This window comes from Glycomyces paridis (genome assembly GCF_004912155.1).
In the GTDB taxonomy this organism is placed as follows: Bacteria; Actinomycetota; Actinomycetes; order Mycobacteriales; family Micromonosporaceae; genus Glycomyces; species Glycomyces paridis.
The window spans coordinates 24711-41570 of record NZ_STGX01000027.1 but is presented as its reverse complement, the minus strand read 5'-3'; the positions used below and the strand labels follow the sequence as shown (position 1 = coordinate 41570).

Genomic DNA, 16860 nt, shown 5'->3' with positions numbered 1-16860 from the left:
TAGTCTGCGCTACACCCACCCGACACCTGTCCAGATTCCCTATCCCTGTGCGTAACTCAATCATGACACCCAGCCACCCCGACTGTCATCACCCACACGATGACAAGACGCTCACATTTCCCACCACTTCCACACGCCCCCAAGCGAACACGACGCCCGACCCACCCTGACGCGCCGCACCGCCACCCACCATCGACCCCTCCCCGACAAGCTCACCCCCACCACCCGCCAACCCCTAATCGCCGCCGCCTTTCGCCCTGACCCGAGCGCGCAACGAACCCCCGGCTACAACCGCCGACAACGGTCGTCGCTTCAACCAGCCGGCCCCCAGGGCCGAATCACGTAGCCAGGTCCACGGCCAACGCAACAGTGACCAGGTCGCCGACATCGACACCCGTCCTCCTGCGCACGTCGGCCTTGAGCGGGACGATGTAGGCGCCGTCCTTGGGCCACAGCGAGGTCTCCCACGACACCGACCCGATCCGGGCCGACACCGGGACCATCCCCCACCCGTAACTGACCACTTCGGACGCCGCCTTCAACTCGCGGCAGGCCGCCTCGGGCACCGTCACGAAATACCAGGGCGCGGGCCCGCGCCAGTACCAGACCGCCCCGCTGAACTCCAGCTCCATCCACCGAGCATACGAACCGGCCCCGACGCCCGGACCCGGTTCCGCTCAGACCACCCCACGCGGCGCGCCTCTGGTACAACCGAATGGTGAACCCCCTGCGCACCAACCGGTCCCGCCGTGCCCTGTCGCTGCCCGCCCACGTCCTCGTCATGGTCGCCGGCGGGCTCGCCCTGCTCGCCGCCGTCCTGTGGCTCCTCACCAGCGACGCCACTTCGCCGCTCAGCGACGCCCCGACCGACCAGACCGTCCTGGAAGTCGTGCGCCTCGCCTTCTACGCCGTCGCAGGGATCGGCGGCGTCATCGCGCTGACCGTGGCCTACCGCAGGCAGCGCATGAGCGAAGCCGAAATCGACCGCGAGGACGCCAAACTCTTCAACGAGCGCTTCGCCGCAGCGGCGGAACAGCTGGCCTCTGAACGCGCCGCGAACCGGCTCGCGGGCGTGTACGCGATGGCCGCGCTCGCCGACGAATGGGACAGCGGCCGCCAAACCTGCGTGAACGTCCTGTGCGCCTACATGAGAATGCCGTACGAGCCGCCCCCGCGCCGTGTCGAGCGCGAAGCGGTAGGCCTGGAGCCGTTCCGGGAGGTCTTGGAGGAGCGCCTAGTGCGCAAAACGGTGCTCGCGGTGATAGGTGGCCGCCTGCGGGCGCTGCCCGTCGAGGGCCGTACCTGGCACTGGTGCGACTTCGACTTCACGGGGGCGACGTTCGACGAGGGCAACCTCCGCGGCGCGGTCTTCAACGGCCGGGCCGTGTTCGCATACGCGCGCTTCCCGATCTCAAGGTTCAACCTCAACGGGACGCGGTTCAACGGGCCCGTGAGCTTCAGCGAAGCACACTTCTCCGGGGCCACGGTGTCATTCGAGATGAGCCAGTTCCACAGCGACGCGGACTTCACCGACATCAGCGTCACCGGCGGCCGTGTCTCCTTCGCCTACGCGAGTTTTCACCGCAGCCGGGCCCACTTCGAGAACGCGGTGTTCGCCGGCGGTGCCGTGCCGTTCGCGAGGTGCCGGTTCACGGCAGGCACGGAGCTGCGCTTCGTCGGAGCGAGCTTCTCGGGAGCCGAAGTGTCGTTCACAGGCATCGAGTTCGCGGGCGCGAGCCTGACCTTCGAGCGGCCCGCCGCATGGACGCGCCCACCGATCTTCGACGCCTTCCCCGAAGGCACGCCGCCGAACCTGCTCTTGCCGAGCATCGATCCGAAGGGCTGAGGAAATGACCTACCTGGCGATCGTGCGGCACGGTCAGACCGAGTGGAATCGCGTCGGCGTGTTCACCGGTTGGGCCGATGAGGCGCTCACCGAGCAAGGGCGCCTCGACGCCAAGGCGGCCGGGGCGGCTCTGGCGGATACGGGCGTGCAGTGGGACACGGTCTACGTGTCCACGCTGCGCCGCTCGGCGGAGACGGCGGCCGTGGCATTGGCCGAATTGGACCAACGCCCCGCGACGCACCTGGTCGACTGGCGTATCAACGAACGCCATGTCGGCGATCTGGAGGGCGCACGGCGCGCGGATCTGGCCGCGGCCTTCGGCGCGGACAGGGTGGACCGGTGGCGTTGGGGCGATGAGCGCCCTCCGCTCATCGGCAGCGACGACCCCCGCCAGGCCGCGCATCGGTCACGCCACCCGGAGCTCGGCATGGCGCTGCCCCGCGGCGAGGCGCTCTCCGACGTCATGGAACGGGTGCGGCCGTGGCTCGACGAAGTGCGGGGAGCCGCTGCGGCTTCAGTCAACGTCGTCGCCTTCACCCACGGTACGACCTTCCGAGCCATTCGCGCTCTGGTCGAAGGGCTCGCGCCGGAAGAGGTGCATCAGATGCGCCCGGCCAACGGCAGTCTCCTCGTGTACCCTCAGCACCCCCACCCAATACGGAACGGATAATTCCGTTCTGATATGATGGAGCTCAACGACGGCAACGATCGAGGAGACCGACATGAACGCGAACTTCCAGCCCGAGGGCTACACGACCGTTACGGCCTGGGTCGTCACCGAGGACACGGGGCGACTGCTGGACTTCGTCACCGAAGTGTTCGACGGCGTCGAGACCGGCCGCGTCGCAACGGAGGACGGCGGTATCGGCCACGCGGAGATCAAGGTCGGGGACACCATGCTCTTGGCCTTCGACCGGCGCCCGGACTGGCCCGAGCTGCCTTCGCTGCTTCGGATCTGGGTCGCCGATGTCGACGCGGCGGTCGAGAGGGCGGTCAAGGCCGGAGCGCGCGTGGTGACCGAGCCGTCCGATGCCGCCTGGGGCGACCGGGGCGCCCGGGTTCGGGACCCGTTCGGCAACATCTGGTGGATCATGTCGCATGTCGAAGACGTGCCCGAAGACGAGGTCTGGACCCGCATGAGCGCCCCCGGATACGCGGAGCAGATGGAGGACGCCCAGAAGACCCTCGACGCCGAACTCACCGGCCGAGCGGGGCGGTCGAGCCGGCCGGTCGGCCCGGCCTGAGCCGACGAGCGCCCGGCGCCGGCGGACAACGGCAGTCTCCTCGTGTACCCGGCGCGATCGATCGGCACTTCCCCTGTACCGAGCCCGCGCCGATAGGGTTCTTCGATCAGACCTCGGCCAGGAGCGAGTCGATGGCCGCGGCGGCGTTCGGCATGGTGTGCGTCGGTAGGGGTCCGCCAGGCCACGCCCGTCCGCGGTCGATCCAGATGGTGCGCAGCCCTGCTGATCGACCGCCGCCGACATCGGCTTTGGCGCTGTCGCCGATCATCCAGCCGCCGAGCGAGACGTCGGCGCCGCAGCGGAGTGCGGCAATGGTGAACAGTTCGGTCGCGGGCTTCTTCACCCCTTCGGCGCCTGAGATCGCCCAGCCGTCGACCAGGCCGCTCAGCTGCGCGTGCATGATGGTGGCGTTCTGCGTGTCCTCACGGCCGTTCGTCACGATGCCGATCTTCCACCCGGCGTCCCTGAGGCGCGTGAGTCCGATTTGGATCGCGGGATCGGGCTTGATCAGCGACGGCTTCTCGGTGCGGTACCGAGCCCACAGTGCTTCGACGCTCTCGCGGAGGCCGAATCGCGCCTTCGCCGCGGCGAAGTAGCGGTCCTTGGGGGTCAGCCCGTCGCCGTCCTCGGCGACCAGCCACTCGATCGCCTCGGGCCCGAGCCCGTGCCGAGCGATCAGCCCTTCGGACCACCGCCGGTGGGCGTCCTCCCGGTCGACCAGCGTGTTGTCGAGGTCGAAGAGCGCGAGCCGCTGTGTCACATGGGGAATCTTAGACGTCTCGGGCGCGAGAACCGGCTCGTGCGACAGGCGGAGGCAGACAGACGGCACCGGATCGGTTCGGGCGCATAGGGTGGGCGGGGTGGAGCGGGCATCGGATCGGGACGGGTGGATCGTCACCGGGATCAACCGGCGAACGGGAGCGGGGTTGGCGATGAGCGGGCGGTCGTTGTTCGGGAGGCTCGGGGGCGCGATCTACGCCGAGTGGCCGGACGGCAGATCGGCCGTGGTCACTAGGTTCATGGGCGCCTTCGCCGAGGCGAAGCGGACGGCCAGCCTCCTCAACGGCCTGCGATCCCGAGGGCTTCCGGTGCCGCGGCACGAGCTGGTGGTGCCGCTCGATGAGGGCGTGTTCTTCGTGCAGGAGCGGCTGCCGAGCACGCCGGCGCGGCCGTTGACCCCGGCGCGCATGGAGGCGATCGTGGCGGTCAACGACCGGTTCGCGGGGGCGCTCGCGGACCGGCCCGAGGTCCCAGCGCCGCCGATGGCGCGGACGCGCCGCGGACCCGACCCGCGGCACGGGACACTCGCCGGGCACGGACCACGCGCTCGTCGGGTGCTCGAACTGATCGTCCGCGCGACCGAGGGAACCTCTACCGCCGGAACCGATCTGGTGCACATCGACCTGTCGGGCGCGAACGTCCTGTTCGATGAGCGGGACGCCGCGACCGGCGTGGTCGACTGGAACCTGGGGGCCTTCCGCGGCGACCGGCTGTTCGCGCTGGTGCAGACCCGGTTCGACCGGGAGTGGTTCGTCCGGTCGCCCGAGGCCGATCCGGTGGAGACCGCGGCGGCGCACCGGCTGGACGAGATCCTCGCCGAGCGGGTGCCCGCGGGCGTCCTGCGGCGGTACTGGGCGCAGTGGATGCTGCACCAGCTGGACCGCGCGATCCGCGGCGCTTCGCCCGAGGCGGTCGAGTGGCAACTGGAACTGGCGGAGTCCCGGCTCGGGTGAGCGGTGAAGGATTCCGACCCCGGGCTTGCAATCATTAGCTAATGGTGTTAGCTTATTAGCTATGAACGTTAACTTCGCTTCCACGAGCCTCCTCGAAGTCCAGGGCGGCACCCTCGCCTACGACGTGACCGGCGACGGTCCGCTGATCGTGCTCGCCCCCGGCATGGGCCAGAACCGGACCACCTTCGGCGAGGTCGCCTCCCTCCTCACTGACGCGGGCTTCCGGGTGGCGCGCATGGACATTCGCGGGCACGGCGAGTCGAGCGCCGGATGGGACACCTACTCCCGCACCGACGTCGCGCACGACCTGATCGCACTCATCCGCGAACTCGGCGGCCCGGCCGTCATCGTCGGCCACTCCTTCAGCGGCGGCGCCGCGACCATCGCGGCCGCGCTCGAACCCGAACTCGTCACCGGCGCAGTGGAACTCGGCCCGTTCACTCGCGCGCAGCGGCTCGACTTCAAGGGGCTCGGCTCGAACCCGCGCTACCGCAAGGGCCTGTCGCTGCTGCTGGGCGCGGCCCTCCTGCGCAGCGTCGGCCTCTGGAAGCGGTACCTGGACCACGCCTTCCCCGGCGTCAAGCCCGCCGGTTTCGACGAATACCTGGCGCAGACCGAGGCCGACCTGCGCCGCCCCGGCCGGATGGCGGTCGTGACCAAGATGGGCCAGTCCGCGCCGACCGACGCGGGAGCGAAGCTCGCCGAGGTCCGCGTCCCCGTGCTGGTCCTCATGGGCGACCTCGACCCCGACTGGGCCGACCCGGCCGCCGAGGCCGCGGGCATCGTCGCCGAACTCCCCGAAGGGCTCGGGCGCCTGGAGACGGTCGAGGGCGCCGGGCACTACCCGCACGTGCAGTTCCCCGAGCGCGTCGCCGACGCCGTGGCCGCCTTCGCGACCGGGCTCGCCGATGGCTAAGCGGACGCTGTCCACCGAAGGGGCCGTTGACATCGCGGTCCGGCTCGTCGACGAGCGCGGCCCGGCCGGGCTGACGCTCTCGGCGGTGGCCGCGGAGGCGGGCGTCGCCACGCCCTCGCTCTACAAGCACGTCAGCAACCTCGCCGAACTGCGGGCCCTCGTCTCCGCGCGGGTCGTCGCCGAGATCGCCGACCGGGTCGGCGCCGCCGCCATCGGCCGCGCCGCGGACGACGCGATCCGCGCGTGCATGCACGCCTGGCGCGACTACGTCAAGGAGCGCCCGCACCGGTACGCCGCGATGATCCAGCACCCGGAGCCGCACACCAACTCGGCCGGAGAACGCCTGCTGGACATCGTGTTCGGGGCGCTGCGCGCGTACGGTCTCGACGCCGCCGACACCGTCCACGCGACCCGCTGCGTCCGCGCGGCCGTCCACGGCTTCACCGTCCTGGAGGCCGAGGGCGGCTTCGGCCTGCCCGAGAACCTCGACGACAGCTTCGATCTCATGATCGCGATGGTCATCGCGGGCCTGCGCGCCCGAACCTGAACGCTCAGACTTTGAGCCGCGCCTGGAGTCGCGGGTGCAGCTCGGGGCGGCTCCGGCACTCTGACAGATCGGTGTACAGGCGGTACCTACAGAGGGTCAAATACAGCGCCACCGCCGCCAGCGCGGCGACCGCCCACAGGTAGGGGCGGTCGAGCAGCTGCGCCGACCAGCCCGCCAGGGTGCCGGTGATTGCGTAGGCGCTGACGGACCACAGGTAGGTCCCCAAGGACTCGCGGTGCGCGCCTTCGCGAAGCCGCCATTCGATGTTCGCTACGAGGTTGAAGACCAACGGGATGAGCACGAACACCCCGAACACCCCGATCAGCTCGTCGATGGGGTCGATGAGGTAGGCGGACCGGTCGACCACCACTGTCGCCAGCAGTATGCCGACGCCGCCGAAGTACCCGAGCGCGATCCACCGGTGGACGAAGAACTCGGCTATCGCCCAAGGCCGCAGTTCCTTCCAGTCGGTGAAGTGCGGGCATCGCCAGTCCTCGCCGTCGTCCGCGGGCGGCCGCGGCGCCTCCGCGGGGCCGTCGTCGGTCCACTTTGATGTGCTCTCCGCGAGGCCGTGCGGGAGACCGGGCTCAGCAGCGCAGGTCGACCGGTGGCGGAATACCTTGCGGGACCATCGATGCTCCATGACCACGCGAAAGGCCGGAAGGGCCGTCAGCAGGGCCCACTCCCTGCCGTGGGCCGTGACGATGAGGACGAGCAGCAGCAGGAGGAAGGCCGCGAGGTGGAGGCCGTAGACGCCCGAGTCGGTGCTGTGCATGCGGCGTTGGCCTCGAAGGATCTCGACCGCTCCGAGCCCGAGCATCCAGGCCGGTATGAAGGCCGCGGCGTAGATCAGGACCAGTGCCGGCTCGGAGACCGCGCGGTCTTCGAGCACGAAGGCGGGGCCGCCTACGAAGCAGAGGACCGCCATGGCGATGGCGGCGACGGCAATGACCGTCTCCTCTGCGGCGAGGCATTTCGCGACCGGATTCTTGTCGCGCCAGAGGATTCGATGCGGGCACGCGGGAGCGCCGCGGGGCGTCGGGTGGGGCGCGGTCGATTCGGGCTGAACGCCTTCGACGGTGATGTGGAGGTCCGGGCGGGGCTGCGGGTCGTTCACGGGCGGGCTCTTCTGGGGTTCGGGATCAGGACTTGAGTCGCGCTTGAAGGCGCGGGTGCAGTTCGGGCTTGGTCCGGCATTCGGCGCGGTCGGTGGCGACCGCGTACTTCCACACCACCCGGTAGGCGGCGGCCAGCGCCAGCGGCGCGAGCGCCCACAGGTAGGGCCGGTCGAGGACCAGTGCGACCCAGCCGGCGAGCGCGCCGGTGAGAAGGTAGGCGCCGATGGCCCACACGTAGATCGCGAGCGGCCCGCGGTGCGCGCCGGGGGTCTGCCATTCGTGGAGCGCGATGGAGTTGAGGACGATCGGGACGAAGATGAAGACGCCGTACACGCCGCCTTCGCCGATCGGGCCGAAAGCGAATTCGGCCGCGTTGACCTGGATCGCGAAGACTACGGCTGCGGCGCCGAAGAAGTAGCCGAGTCTCGTCCAACGGTGCACGAAGAACGCGGCGATGGCCCAGGGCCGCAGGTGCTTCCATTCCAGTTCGTGCGGGCACTCCCACTCGTCGGAGTCGGCAGGGGGCTTCGGGGGGTCGTCGTAGGTCCAGGTGTACATGCCGGCGGCGACGCCTTCGGGGAGGTCCGGCTCGGCCGCGCACGTGGAGCGGGGGCGCAGGATCGCCCGGCTCTGGCGGTGGTCGGTGTAGACGCAGAAGGCGGGGACGGCCGCCAGGAGGATCCACTCCCGGCCTTCGGCCGCGCCGATGAGGACGACTCCGAAGGCGATGAGGGCGATCTGGTGGAGGCCGTACACGGTCTTGTCGGGGTGGTGCAGGCTGCGGGCGGTCCGGAGCGACTCGGCGGCTCCGGCGGCGAGGGCGACCGCGATCGCGACGGCGACGGCGCTGGTCATGAGGCCGGGCAGTGCGAAGTCGGCCATGGCTTCGGCCAGGATGGCGGGGCCCTTGAAGAACCAGAGCACCGCGACGGCGAGGGCGGCGTAGGTGGGGATCGCCTGTTCGAGGGTGAAGTACTTCGCGATCGGGTTCATGTCGCGCCAGGGGACGCGGTGGGGGCAGGCCGGTCTGCGGGCGCTGCGGGTCGCGGCGTCGGGGTCGGCGGGTGCCGCTTCGACGGTGATGTCGGGATTCGGGCGGGAGGGTTCTTCCATGCGGGCGTTCGGCTTTCAGGGGGTGGGGAGGGCTGCGGAGGGCTTGAGCACTCGTCCCAGGCCCGGCGGGGGGCCTTGCTGCGCTTCGCATTCGGTCGCGAGCGGGACGGCCGCGCCGAAGAGGTGGAGTGCGGCGAGGACGGCGGCTGAGGGGAGGGCGAGGGCGGTGAGGGCGTACAGGTGGATCGGGGCGTCGAGCAGGTCGAGGGCGAGGACGGGCACGAGGACGACGAGGAGGAGGCCGGCCAGGGTCAGCGCCGGGGCGACCGGGTGCGGGCGGTGGAGGCGGCGCCAGGTGCGGGTGAGGGCGAGGTCGCCGACGCAGGTGAGGGCGGCGCCGGCGAGGAGGGCCGCGCCGGCGCCGTGGGCCGAGGTCTCGAAGCCCTGGGGGCTGACGGCGAGCAGGGCTCCGGCGGTGAAGGCCAGGGCGACCCGCACGATGCCGCTGAGGACGAGGGCGAGGACCGCGCCCGCATGCGCCAGGCGCCACGGGGTGCGCAGGTCGGCCGCGCGGACCCGGTGCGCGCAGGGGCGGGGCGCGGACGCGGGCGCCGCCGGGCGGTCGGCCGGCGCCGGGTCTTCGGCGACGGCGGTGATCCGCGGGGCGATTCGCGCCGGTTCCGGCGATTCATATTCCATTGAGGGGCTTTCGACGAGGCGTTGGGCGAGGTCCAGGGGTGCGGAACAGTGCGAGTCTAGATTCGGCGGCGCCGTTTCGTCAACGGGCGGGTCGCTTCACGCGCGGCGCAGGAGGGCGCGCATTCGCGGCGGGTGCGCCGGGTCGGTCTCGCAGGTGTCGCGGTGGTGCAGCATCGCCGAGAGGTAGGTGAGGAGGCCCGACACGAGGAGCGCCGGGACCGATAGGAGCGCGGTCGCGAGGGTGCCGGTGGCGATGGCGAGGAGCCCGGAGGACAGGAGCAGCAGGCCGGCGCCGGTCCACTGGAGGGCCAGGACGACCGGTTCGGTGCGGTGCGGCGCGAGCCAGGTGCGGACCAGGCCGACTTCGCCGACCACGACGAGGAGCGATCCGGCCGCGGGCAGCGCCATGATCAGGGCGACGAAGCCGAACCCGTTGGCGGACAGGACGGTTCCGGCGATCACGGCGATGGCGAAGTGCGCGAGGAGGCTGAGTTCGAGCAGCGCCACGGCGGCGATGAAGAGCCACTGGCCGCGTCGGGTGAGGTCGCGGGTGCGGACGCGGTGGCGGCACCCGCGCAGGCGGGCGGCCACAGGCGGCGGCCCGCCGTGGTGCCCGTGGTCGGCCTCGACGGTGATGTGCAGGTCGGGCGGCAGTCGGTCATGCAAAGTACGGGCTCCGTTCTTCCTGCGCCGCAGGCGGACGGGGCTTCAGGAGCGACTGGAGTCGCGGCGGCGGCCAGGGGTACTGGACGCAGGTGGCGCGGTCGAGCGTCGCCGACCTGAGGTACCAGAGCACGGTCATCGTCGCCAGCGGCGGCACGACGACGAGCGTCAGCCAGGCCCAGCCGTTCCCGGCGGCGACCACTCCGACGATGAGCGGGAACACGCCGGCGGCGACCGTGGTGAGGACGCAGCCGAGGACGCCGGGCCGGTGCAGCCGCCGCCAGGCGCGCACGCACGCGGCGGCCCCGAGCGCGAACTGCGCCGCCAGCGCGGCGAGGAACACGGCGGCGACGAGCATGGCGGGCTCCGACCGGTCGACGCCGAGCGCGCCCAGGACCGCGGCGATGAGGAGGGTGGCGGCCGCGACGGCCATCGCCGCGAAGACGAGCGGCGCGGCCACCGCGAACACGGCCACCGGTCCGGCCCGCAAGTCCCGCAGGCGGATGCGGTGCGGGCACAGGGACCTCGTGGGGCGGCCTTCGCGGGCGCTTCGGGCGCCGACGCCTCCGTCGGCCTCCGCGGGCGCGGCCTCGACGGTGATGCGCGGCTCGGTTCGCGCCGGTTCGAGCGGTTCGATATGCATTGTGGGCCTTCGGTGTCGCTGCGGGGCTGGGGCCCGTCGTGTGAGTCGGGGCGAGGCGGTATCCGAGTCCGTTCGTTCGCTCGCTGTGCACAGTTACGGCTCGCAAGCGTCGCCGAGGCTGCGGAAGGCGGATCGGATACCGGTGTTGTATCCGATTCGCCGACAACGCAGCGAGCGGGCGAACGGGCCGGATAGCGACCGGTCTGATTCACACGAAGGGCCTAGGTCCCGGCCCTGTGGCCGGGACCATGCGGATTCTAAGCGCCACAGCGGCCCTCGCGGGTCCAGTGTGCCTCCCGGGTTCAGCGGTAGGCGGAGGACTGGAGCGTGTACAGCTCCGCATAGGCGCCGCCGCGGGCCATGAGCTCCTCGTGGGTGCCCGACTCGGCGACCCGGCCCTCTTCGAGGACCACGATGAGGTCGGCCATCGAGACGGTCGAGAAGCGGTGGGAGACGAGGACGGTCACGGTGCCGCGGGCGCGCCCGGCGTGGACCTCTTCGGCGAAACGCTCGAACAGGGCGTGCTCGGTCTGCGGGTCGAGTGCGGCCGTGGGCTCGTCGAAGACCACCAGGAGCGGTTCGCCGCGCATCCGGCCGCGCCCGATCGCGAGCTTCTGCCACTGGCCGCCGGAGAGGTCGGTGCCGTCGTCCCAGCGGGCGCCCAGGCGCGTGTCGAGCCCGGCGGGCAGGTCCTCGATGACGTCCTCGGCCCCGGCGCGGGTCATCGCGGCCCGCACCGACACGTCGTCGTAGCCGCCCTTGAGGTCGCCGATGCCGACGGTCTCGCGCGCGGTGAACTCGAAGCGCGCGAAGTCCTGGAAGGTCGCGCCGATGCGCTCGCGCCAGGCGTCGACGGCGAACGCGTCGAGGCCCTGGCCGTCCACAGTGATCTCACCGGCGGTCGGCTTATAGAAGCGCGAGAGGAGCTTGACGAGCGTGGTCTTCCCGGCGCCGTTCTCGCCGACGAGCGCCACGACCTTCCCGGCCGGGAGCGTCAGGGTCACGTCGTCGAGCGAGGGTCGGTCGGACTCGGGGTAGGCGAAGGAAACCCCGTCGAGGGCGATGCCGTCGGCGAGGCGCTCGGGCACGTCCGCGGGCTCGGCGGGGCCGCCGGACTCGTCGGCGTAGGAGCGCAGTCTCGCGATGCGCCTTCCGAGGGTTCCCAAGCGCAGCAGGAACATCGAGTGCACGGCGACCGCCCCTGCGTTGCCGCCGATCATGCCGACGAGGCCGACGAGGAGCACGACGTCGCCGGCGGTCGCCTGGCCGCGGATCGCCAGGTACAGGACCGCGCCGATGCCCACCGCCATCCCGGCGGCGGTGAGCACGGCGTCGAAGGTGGCGACGCGCGCGGAGCGCCACTGGCCGCGGTTGCGCTCGTCGGCGACGGCGCGCCCGGCCTCGGCGTGGCGGCGGGCGATCTCGGCGGCGGAGCCGAAGATCCGCAGTTCCTTGCCGGACTCGGCGAGCGTCGCGACCTCGAAGAGGTGGCGGCGGCGGCGCTCGGGCGCGCTGGTCTCCTCCATGACCTTGACTTCGATGTCGGTGGAGCGCTTGGAGATGACCATCGCGACGAGGGCCGAGGCGGGGAAGAGCAGGAGCAGCGGGTGGATCTGGGCGAGGAGGGCGCCGCCGACCGCGATGGTCACGAGCGCGCGGAACCACTGGATGAGCCAGTTGACGCCGCCGGACAGGAGCCACCGGTCTTCGCGGATGCGCTGCACCTCGTCGAGTTGCGCGGCCCGCTCGTGGTGGTCGAGTCCGGGCGGGGTGCCCATGAGCACCATGATCTCTCGATCGGCGGCGCGGTTGGTGTGGTCGAGGACCAGGAAGACCATTCTGATGTAGACGAACACGCTGGCCCAGATGACGGCGATGCCGAGGCCGAGCCCGGCCGCGGCGAGGTAGGCGGCGCGGTCGTCGCCGGCCTGGACGGCGTCGATCATGACCTTGGTGAGGTACACCGCGAACGGGACCATGACGCCTTCGAGGGCGCCGAGGCACAGCTGCGTGATCGTGGCCTTGGGGTGGGCTTTGAAGCCGATGGCGAGGCCGCTGCGCAGCCCGCGCCACCATGAGGCGATTCGGTCCGACATGGAGTGCTCCTAAGGGGGTGGTCAGCGGGCGAGGCGGGAGGCCTGGAGGGTGAACGCCTCGGCGTAGCGGCCGCCGAGCGCCATGAGGTCGTCGTGGGCGCCGTCTTCGACGACGAGCCCGCCGTCGAGCACGACGATGCGGTCGGCCCGGCGCACCGTGGAGAAGCGGTGCGAGATGACGATCGTGGTCAGGCCCGCGGTGATGTCGAGGAACTGCTCGTACAGCTCGGCCTCGGCGCGGACATCGAGGGCCGCGGCGGGCTCGTCGAGGATGAGGACCTTCGCGCCGCCCTGGACGGCGAAGAGCGCGCGGGCGAGCGCGATGCGCTGCCACTGGCCGCCGGAGAGGTCGGTGCCGCCGTCGTACTCGCTGGAGAGGACCGTGTCGAGTCCGTCGGGGAGCGATTCGATGAGCTCGCGGATGCCCATGGGCTCGCAGGCCTTCCAGATGCGGTCGGTGTCGTCGGCGAGGTGCGGGGCGCCGAGGGTGATGTTGTCGCGCACCGAGAGCTGGTAGCGGGTGAAGTCCTGGAAGAGCGCCGAGAGGCTGGTGCGCCAGACCGCCGGATCGGCCTCGGCGAGGTCGACGCCGTCCACTGTGATGCGTCCGGAGGTCGGCTCGTACAGGCCCGAGAGGAGCTTCACGAGGCTGGTCTTGCCCGCGCCGTTGTGGCCGACGACGGCGAGGGAGGTGCCCGCCTCGACCGTCAGGTCCAGGCCTTCGAAGACCGACCGCTCGGCGCCGGGGTAGGCGAAGCCGACGCCTTCGAAGCGGATCGCCTCGGTGGGCGCGCCGGCCGGGAGCGCGGCGGTGGCGGGCCGCGCGGCGGGCGTCAGCTCGGCGTCGAGCGCGAGGATCGCGGGGACGGGCAGGGAGCCGAAGGCGACGAACGCGGCCACGTCGTCGAACGCCGAGAAGTTGAACATGCCGGTGAGCGCCACCATGTAGACCCCGAGTGCGCCGAAGCCGACCAGGCCCGCGAGGCCGGCGTTCACGAGGGTGAGCGTGGTCGCGGTGGTGAGCGCCAGCAGGGTGCCGATGACGATGACGGCGGCGCGGACGCGGATGCGCTGGTGGCGGTCGGAGTAGTCCATGCGCTCGGCCCACTGGCGGTCGTAGCGGCCCAGGATCCAGTCCATGAGGCCCCAGACGCGCAGCTCCTTCGCGGGCTCGGCGGTGATGGCGAGGTCGCGCAGGTACTCGGTCTCGCGCATCTCGGTGGAGCGCAGGTAGGCCGTCTTGCCGACGCGGTTGTACTCGGCCTGCATGAGCAGGAAGACCGCGGGCCAGGCGACGAGCCAGGCGAGGCCGATCCAGATGTTGAAGAAGGAGAGGACGATCGCGGCGCCCGCGGCTTCGAGGAACTGCGGGGCGATCGCCGAGAGTCCTTGGACGGCCCGCTCGGGGCGGATGAAGTCGGCGCCGAGCTGGCGGGCGACGCGCAGGAGGGCGAGCACGTCGTCGTCTTCGAGGTGGGCGGTGCCGATCGGGCGGGCGACGGCGCCGACGAGCCGGTTCTGGAGGAACAGTTCGAGTTCACGGCCGAGGATGTGGGCGTTCGCGCGGTGGACGTTGAAGACCAGGCGGGCGGCCAGGAGCGCCGCCGCGCCGACCGCGAGCAGGAGGTAGGCGCGGTCGGCCGCGGCCGAGCCGGACCCGTCCGCGGCGGCTTCGGGCACGGTGCCGATGAGCAGGCCGGTGCTGACGGTGGTCACCAGCGGCAGCGCGGCGGTGAGGACCACGGTCGTGACGAGGAGGGCGGTGCGGGGGCGACTGATGCGCGGCAGCAGCCGCACGACCGCGAGCACGGCGCGGCCGGTCTCGAATCTGGGGGGTGCCATTGAGATCCATTCATGACGTCATGATGACAGTTCGATGACACCATAACAATTCGTGGAAGCGCTCGCAACCCACTTGCGACCGCCGAACCCGAAACGAGGGCAGGGGCGAAGCCGCGGTGAGCCGAACCGAAAACCCCCGATACGAGGGTGACGCGGGGGTACGACAAGACCGCCGAGAGCGATGCGCGACCCGCCCGGCCGCCGTTTTCCGGGCAGGGGCGACGCGCCCGGGAACCGCTCCGCGGGCCCCCGGCACAAGGGTGACGCGGGGGTACGACAATCGCCGCCGCCACCTCGGCGCCTACGTCTCGAAGCGCGGCTCGGCTCCGCGGGTAGTGTTGTGCCTCGTGTCAGCGCCCAATCTCGTCAACCTCGAAACCGTCTCGAAGGCCTACCCCGATCAGGTCATCCTCGACGCGGTCTCCCTCGGCATCGCCGCCGGCCAGCGCGTCGGCGTCGTCGGGCGCAACGGCGACGGGAAGTCGACGCTGCTGCGCCTCATCAGCCGCGCCGACGAGCCCGATTCGGGCCGCGTCGTGCACACGGGCGGCACGCGGATCGCGGTGCTCGGCCAGACCGACTCGCTCGACGACGCGCTCTCGGTCCACGAGGCGCTGTTCGGCGACGCCGACGCCCACGAGTGGGCGTCCTCGCCGCGGGTCCGCGAGATCCTGACGGGCCTGTTCGGCGGCCTCGACGCGCCGGTCCTGCCGGAGGGCCTCGATTCGCGCATCGGGGTGCTGTCGGGCGGCGAGCGCCGCCGGGTCGACCTGGCCCGCGTCCTCACCGGTTCGGTGGACGGGCGCCTGCCGGCCGGCGCAGAGCCTGCGGACCTGCTGCTGCTGGACGAGCCGACGAACCACCTCGACATCGAGGGGATCGCCTGGCTCGCTTCGCATCTGAGCGGCACGCGTTCGGCGATGGTGGTCGTGACGCACGACCGCTGGTTCCTCGACGAGCTGTGCACGCGGGTGTGGGACGTGCAGCGCGGCAGCGTCTTCGAGTACGAGGGCGGCTATTCGGCGTACGTGCTGTCGCGGGCCGAGCGCGAGCGCCAGGCGAACGTGGCCGAGGAGAAGCGCCAGAACCTCATGCGCAAGGAGCTGGCGTGGCTGCGCCGGGGTCCGAAGGCGCGCACGTCGAAGTCGAAGTTCCGCATCGACGCGGCGAACGAGCTCATCGCGAACGAGCCGCCGCCGCGCGACACCGCGGAGCTGGTGAGCTTCGCGACCGGCCGTCTGGGCAAGACGGTGTTCGAGGCGCGCGACGTGACGGTGCGGGCCGGGGACCAGACGCTGCTGGAGCACCTGGACTGGATTCTGGGTCCGGGCAAGCGGGTCGGTCTGCTGGGCGTCAACGGCGCGGGGAAGACCTCGCTGCTGCGCACGCTCGCGGAGGCCATCGAGGACGAGCAGCCGGCGGCGGGCCGCGTGAAGGTCGGCCGCACGGTCAAGCTGGCGTGGCTGACGCAGCACATGGAGGACCTGGACGGGTCCTGGCGCGTGCTGGAGGCGGTCGAGATGGTGGCGAAGCGGGTCCAGTTCGGCAAGAAGGAGATGTCGGCGGGGCAGCTGGCGGAGCGCCTGGGGTTCGTGGGCGGGCGACAGCGCACGTTCGTGCGGGACCTCTCGGGCGGTCAGCGTCGGCGGCTTCAGTTGGCGCGCTTGCTGATGGCGGAGCCGAACGTGCTGTTCCTGGACGAGCCGACGAACGATCTCGACATCGAGACGCTGACGCAGCTGGAGGATCTCCTCGACGACTGGGCGGGGACGATGGTCGTGGTCAGCCACGACCGGTACTTCACCGAGCGGGTGGCCGACGAGACGTGGGCGCTGCTGGGCGACCGGAAGCTGCGGATGCTGCCGCGGGGCGTGGAGGAGTACCTGGAGCGCCGCGCCGGGGCGGGCACGGGGAAGCCGTCGGCGCCGCAGGCGAAGCCGGACGCGGGCGGGGCCTCCGGTCCCGCGCCGAAGGCCGCGGCGGTGGACCGGGCGACGCAGAAGGAGCTGTCGAAGCTGGAGCGGCGCCTGGAGAAGGTGGAGGAGCGGATCGCGGGGGTGCACGCCGACATGGCCGAGTTCGCGACCGATCCGGCGAAGCTGGCCGAACTCCAGGACCGTCTGTCCGCTTTGGAGTCGGAGCGCGACGAGATCGAGGAGCGCTGGATGGAGCTGGCCGACTAGGTCCGGCTTCGCTTGCGCCGCTGTGGTTCTCGGAGCCTCGTGGCGTCGTTCGCGTACTCGGAGGTCGGATGACCGGCCGAATATCATACCGCTTCCGCACGCTCCCATACCGGTTGGTAACTAAGACTTAATTCAGTGATTTATGGGCATCTTCCAGGGTCTTCACAATTCATTGTGATTTCCCTAACCTCGGTTTGAAAGCCCGAAAGGGCCCGGTTCCACCGAACCGTGCCCTGCGCTCCGGTGCGCCCCATTCATCGCATTGCGCACCAGGCGA

General features: G+C 71.1%; 16 protein-coding genes. 7 read left to right on the top strand and 9 right to left on the bottom strand.

The annotated features are described in order from the left end of the window. Positions 1-338: 338 nt before the first annotated feature. Complete coding sequence (locus E9998_RS24760; RefSeq protein ID WP_136532426.1) at positions 339-632, bottom strand: DUF1905 domain-containing protein; 294 nt, start codon at positions 630-632, stop codon at positions 339-341. 83 nt (positions 633-715) lie between these two features. Between E9998_RS24760 and E9998_RS24755 the strand changes: the two genes are divergently transcribed. Genes E9998_RS24755 through E9998_RS24745 form a run of 3 tightly spaced genes read left to right on the top strand, consistent with a single transcriptional unit; the run spans position 716 to position 3090 of the window. Then, positions 716-1846, top strand: coding sequence for a pentapeptide repeat-containing protein (locus tag E9998_RS24755; RefSeq protein WP_136532425.1), 1131 nt, complete (start codon positions 716-718; stop codon positions 1844-1846). A 4-nt stretch (positions 1847-1850) separates the two neighbouring features. After that, entirely contained in the window at positions 1851-2516 is a 666-nt protein-coding gene (locus tag E9998_RS24750) for a 2,3-bisphosphoglycerate-dependent phosphoglycerate mutase (RefSeq protein WP_136532424.1), read from the top strand. Between the two features lie 52 nt (positions 2517-2568). Next, positions 2569-3090, top strand: coding sequence for a VOC family protein (locus E9998_RS24745; protein WP_136532423.1), 522 nt, complete (start codon positions 2569-2571; stop codon positions 3088-3090). 106 nt (positions 3091-3196) lie between these two features. On the opposite strand, the gene E9998_RS24740 is transcribed toward E9998_RS24745, so the two are convergent. Next, entirely contained in the window at positions 3197-3850 is a 654-nt protein-coding gene (locus tag E9998_RS24740; protein WP_158299980.1) for an HAD family hydrolase, read from the bottom strand. 91 nt (positions 3851-3941) lie between these two features. On the opposite strand from E9998_RS24740, the gene E9998_RS24735 reads away from it, so the two are divergent. From E9998_RS24735 to E9998_RS24725, 3 genes are all read left to right on the top strand, one after another. Continuing rightward, complete coding sequence (locus E9998_RS24735) at positions 3942-4823, top strand: phosphotransferase (protein WP_476729803.1); 882 nt, start codon at positions 3942-3944, stop codon at positions 4821-4823. Between the two features lie 61 nt (positions 4824-4884). Then, the gene (locus tag E9998_RS24730) at positions 4885-5739 is read left to right on the top strand and encodes an alpha/beta fold hydrolase (protein ID WP_136532420.1); all 855 of its coding nucleotides are present in this window, start codon (positions 4885-4887) and stop codon (positions 5737-5739) included. Further along, entirely contained in the window at positions 5732-6286 is a 555-nt protein-coding gene (locus tag E9998_RS24725; RefSeq protein ID WP_136532419.1) for a TetR/AcrR family transcriptional regulator, read from the top strand. The genes E9998_RS24730 and E9998_RS24725 overlap by 8 nt, the downstream gene beginning before the upstream one ends. A gap of 4 nt (positions 6287-6290) precedes the next feature. Here the strand turns inward: E9998_RS24725 and E9998_RS24720 are convergent, their stop codons facing one another. The 7 genes from E9998_RS24720 to E9998_RS24690 all read right to left on the bottom strand — a co-directional run bounded on the left by E9998_RS24720 (position 6291) and on the right by E9998_RS24690 (position 14400). Further along, complete coding sequence (locus E9998_RS24720) at positions 6291-7403, bottom strand: hypothetical protein (RefSeq protein WP_136532418.1); 1113 nt, start codon at positions 7401-7403, stop codon at positions 6291-6293. 25 nt (positions 7404-7428) lie between these two features. Further along, positions 7429-8517, bottom strand: coding sequence for a hypothetical protein (locus E9998_RS24715; protein WP_136532417.1), 1089 nt, complete (start codon positions 8515-8517; stop codon positions 7429-7431). Between the two features lie 15 nt (positions 8518-8532). Beyond that, the gene (locus E9998_RS24710; protein WP_136532416.1) at positions 8533-9156 is read right to left on the bottom strand and encodes a hypothetical protein; all 624 of its coding nucleotides are present in this window, start codon (positions 9154-9156) and stop codon (positions 8533-8535) included. A gap of 96 nt (positions 9157-9252) precedes the next feature. After that, on the bottom strand, positions 9253-9822 hold the full coding sequence (locus E9998_RS24705) for a hypothetical protein (RefSeq protein ID WP_136532415.1): 570 nt from the start codon (positions 9820-9822) through the stop codon (positions 9253-9255). Further along, complete coding sequence (locus tag E9998_RS24700) at positions 9815-10462, bottom strand: hypothetical protein (protein WP_136532414.1); 648 nt, start codon at positions 10460-10462, stop codon at positions 9815-9817. Before E9998_RS24700 ends, E9998_RS24705 begins: the two co-directional genes overlap by 8 nt. A 302-nt stretch (positions 10463-10764) precedes the next feature. Next, entirely contained in the window at positions 10765-12558 is a 1794-nt protein-coding gene (locus tag E9998_RS24695) for an ABC transporter ATP-binding protein (protein WP_136532413.1), read from the bottom strand. Between the two features lie 21 nt (positions 12559-12579). After that, positions 12580-14400 (bottom strand): ABC transporter ATP-binding protein, encoded by a 1821-nt coding sequence (locus tag E9998_RS24690; protein ID WP_136532412.1) that lies wholly within the window; start codon positions 14398-14400, stop codon positions 12580-12582. Between the two features lie 347 nt (positions 14401-14747). On the opposite strand from E9998_RS24690, the gene E9998_RS24685 reads away from it, so the two are divergent. After that, entirely contained in the window at positions 14748-16583 is a 1836-nt protein-coding gene (locus E9998_RS24685; RefSeq protein WP_204745644.1) for an ABC-F family ATP-binding cassette domain-containing protein, read from the top strand. Positions 16584-16860 lie beyond the last annotated feature (277 nt).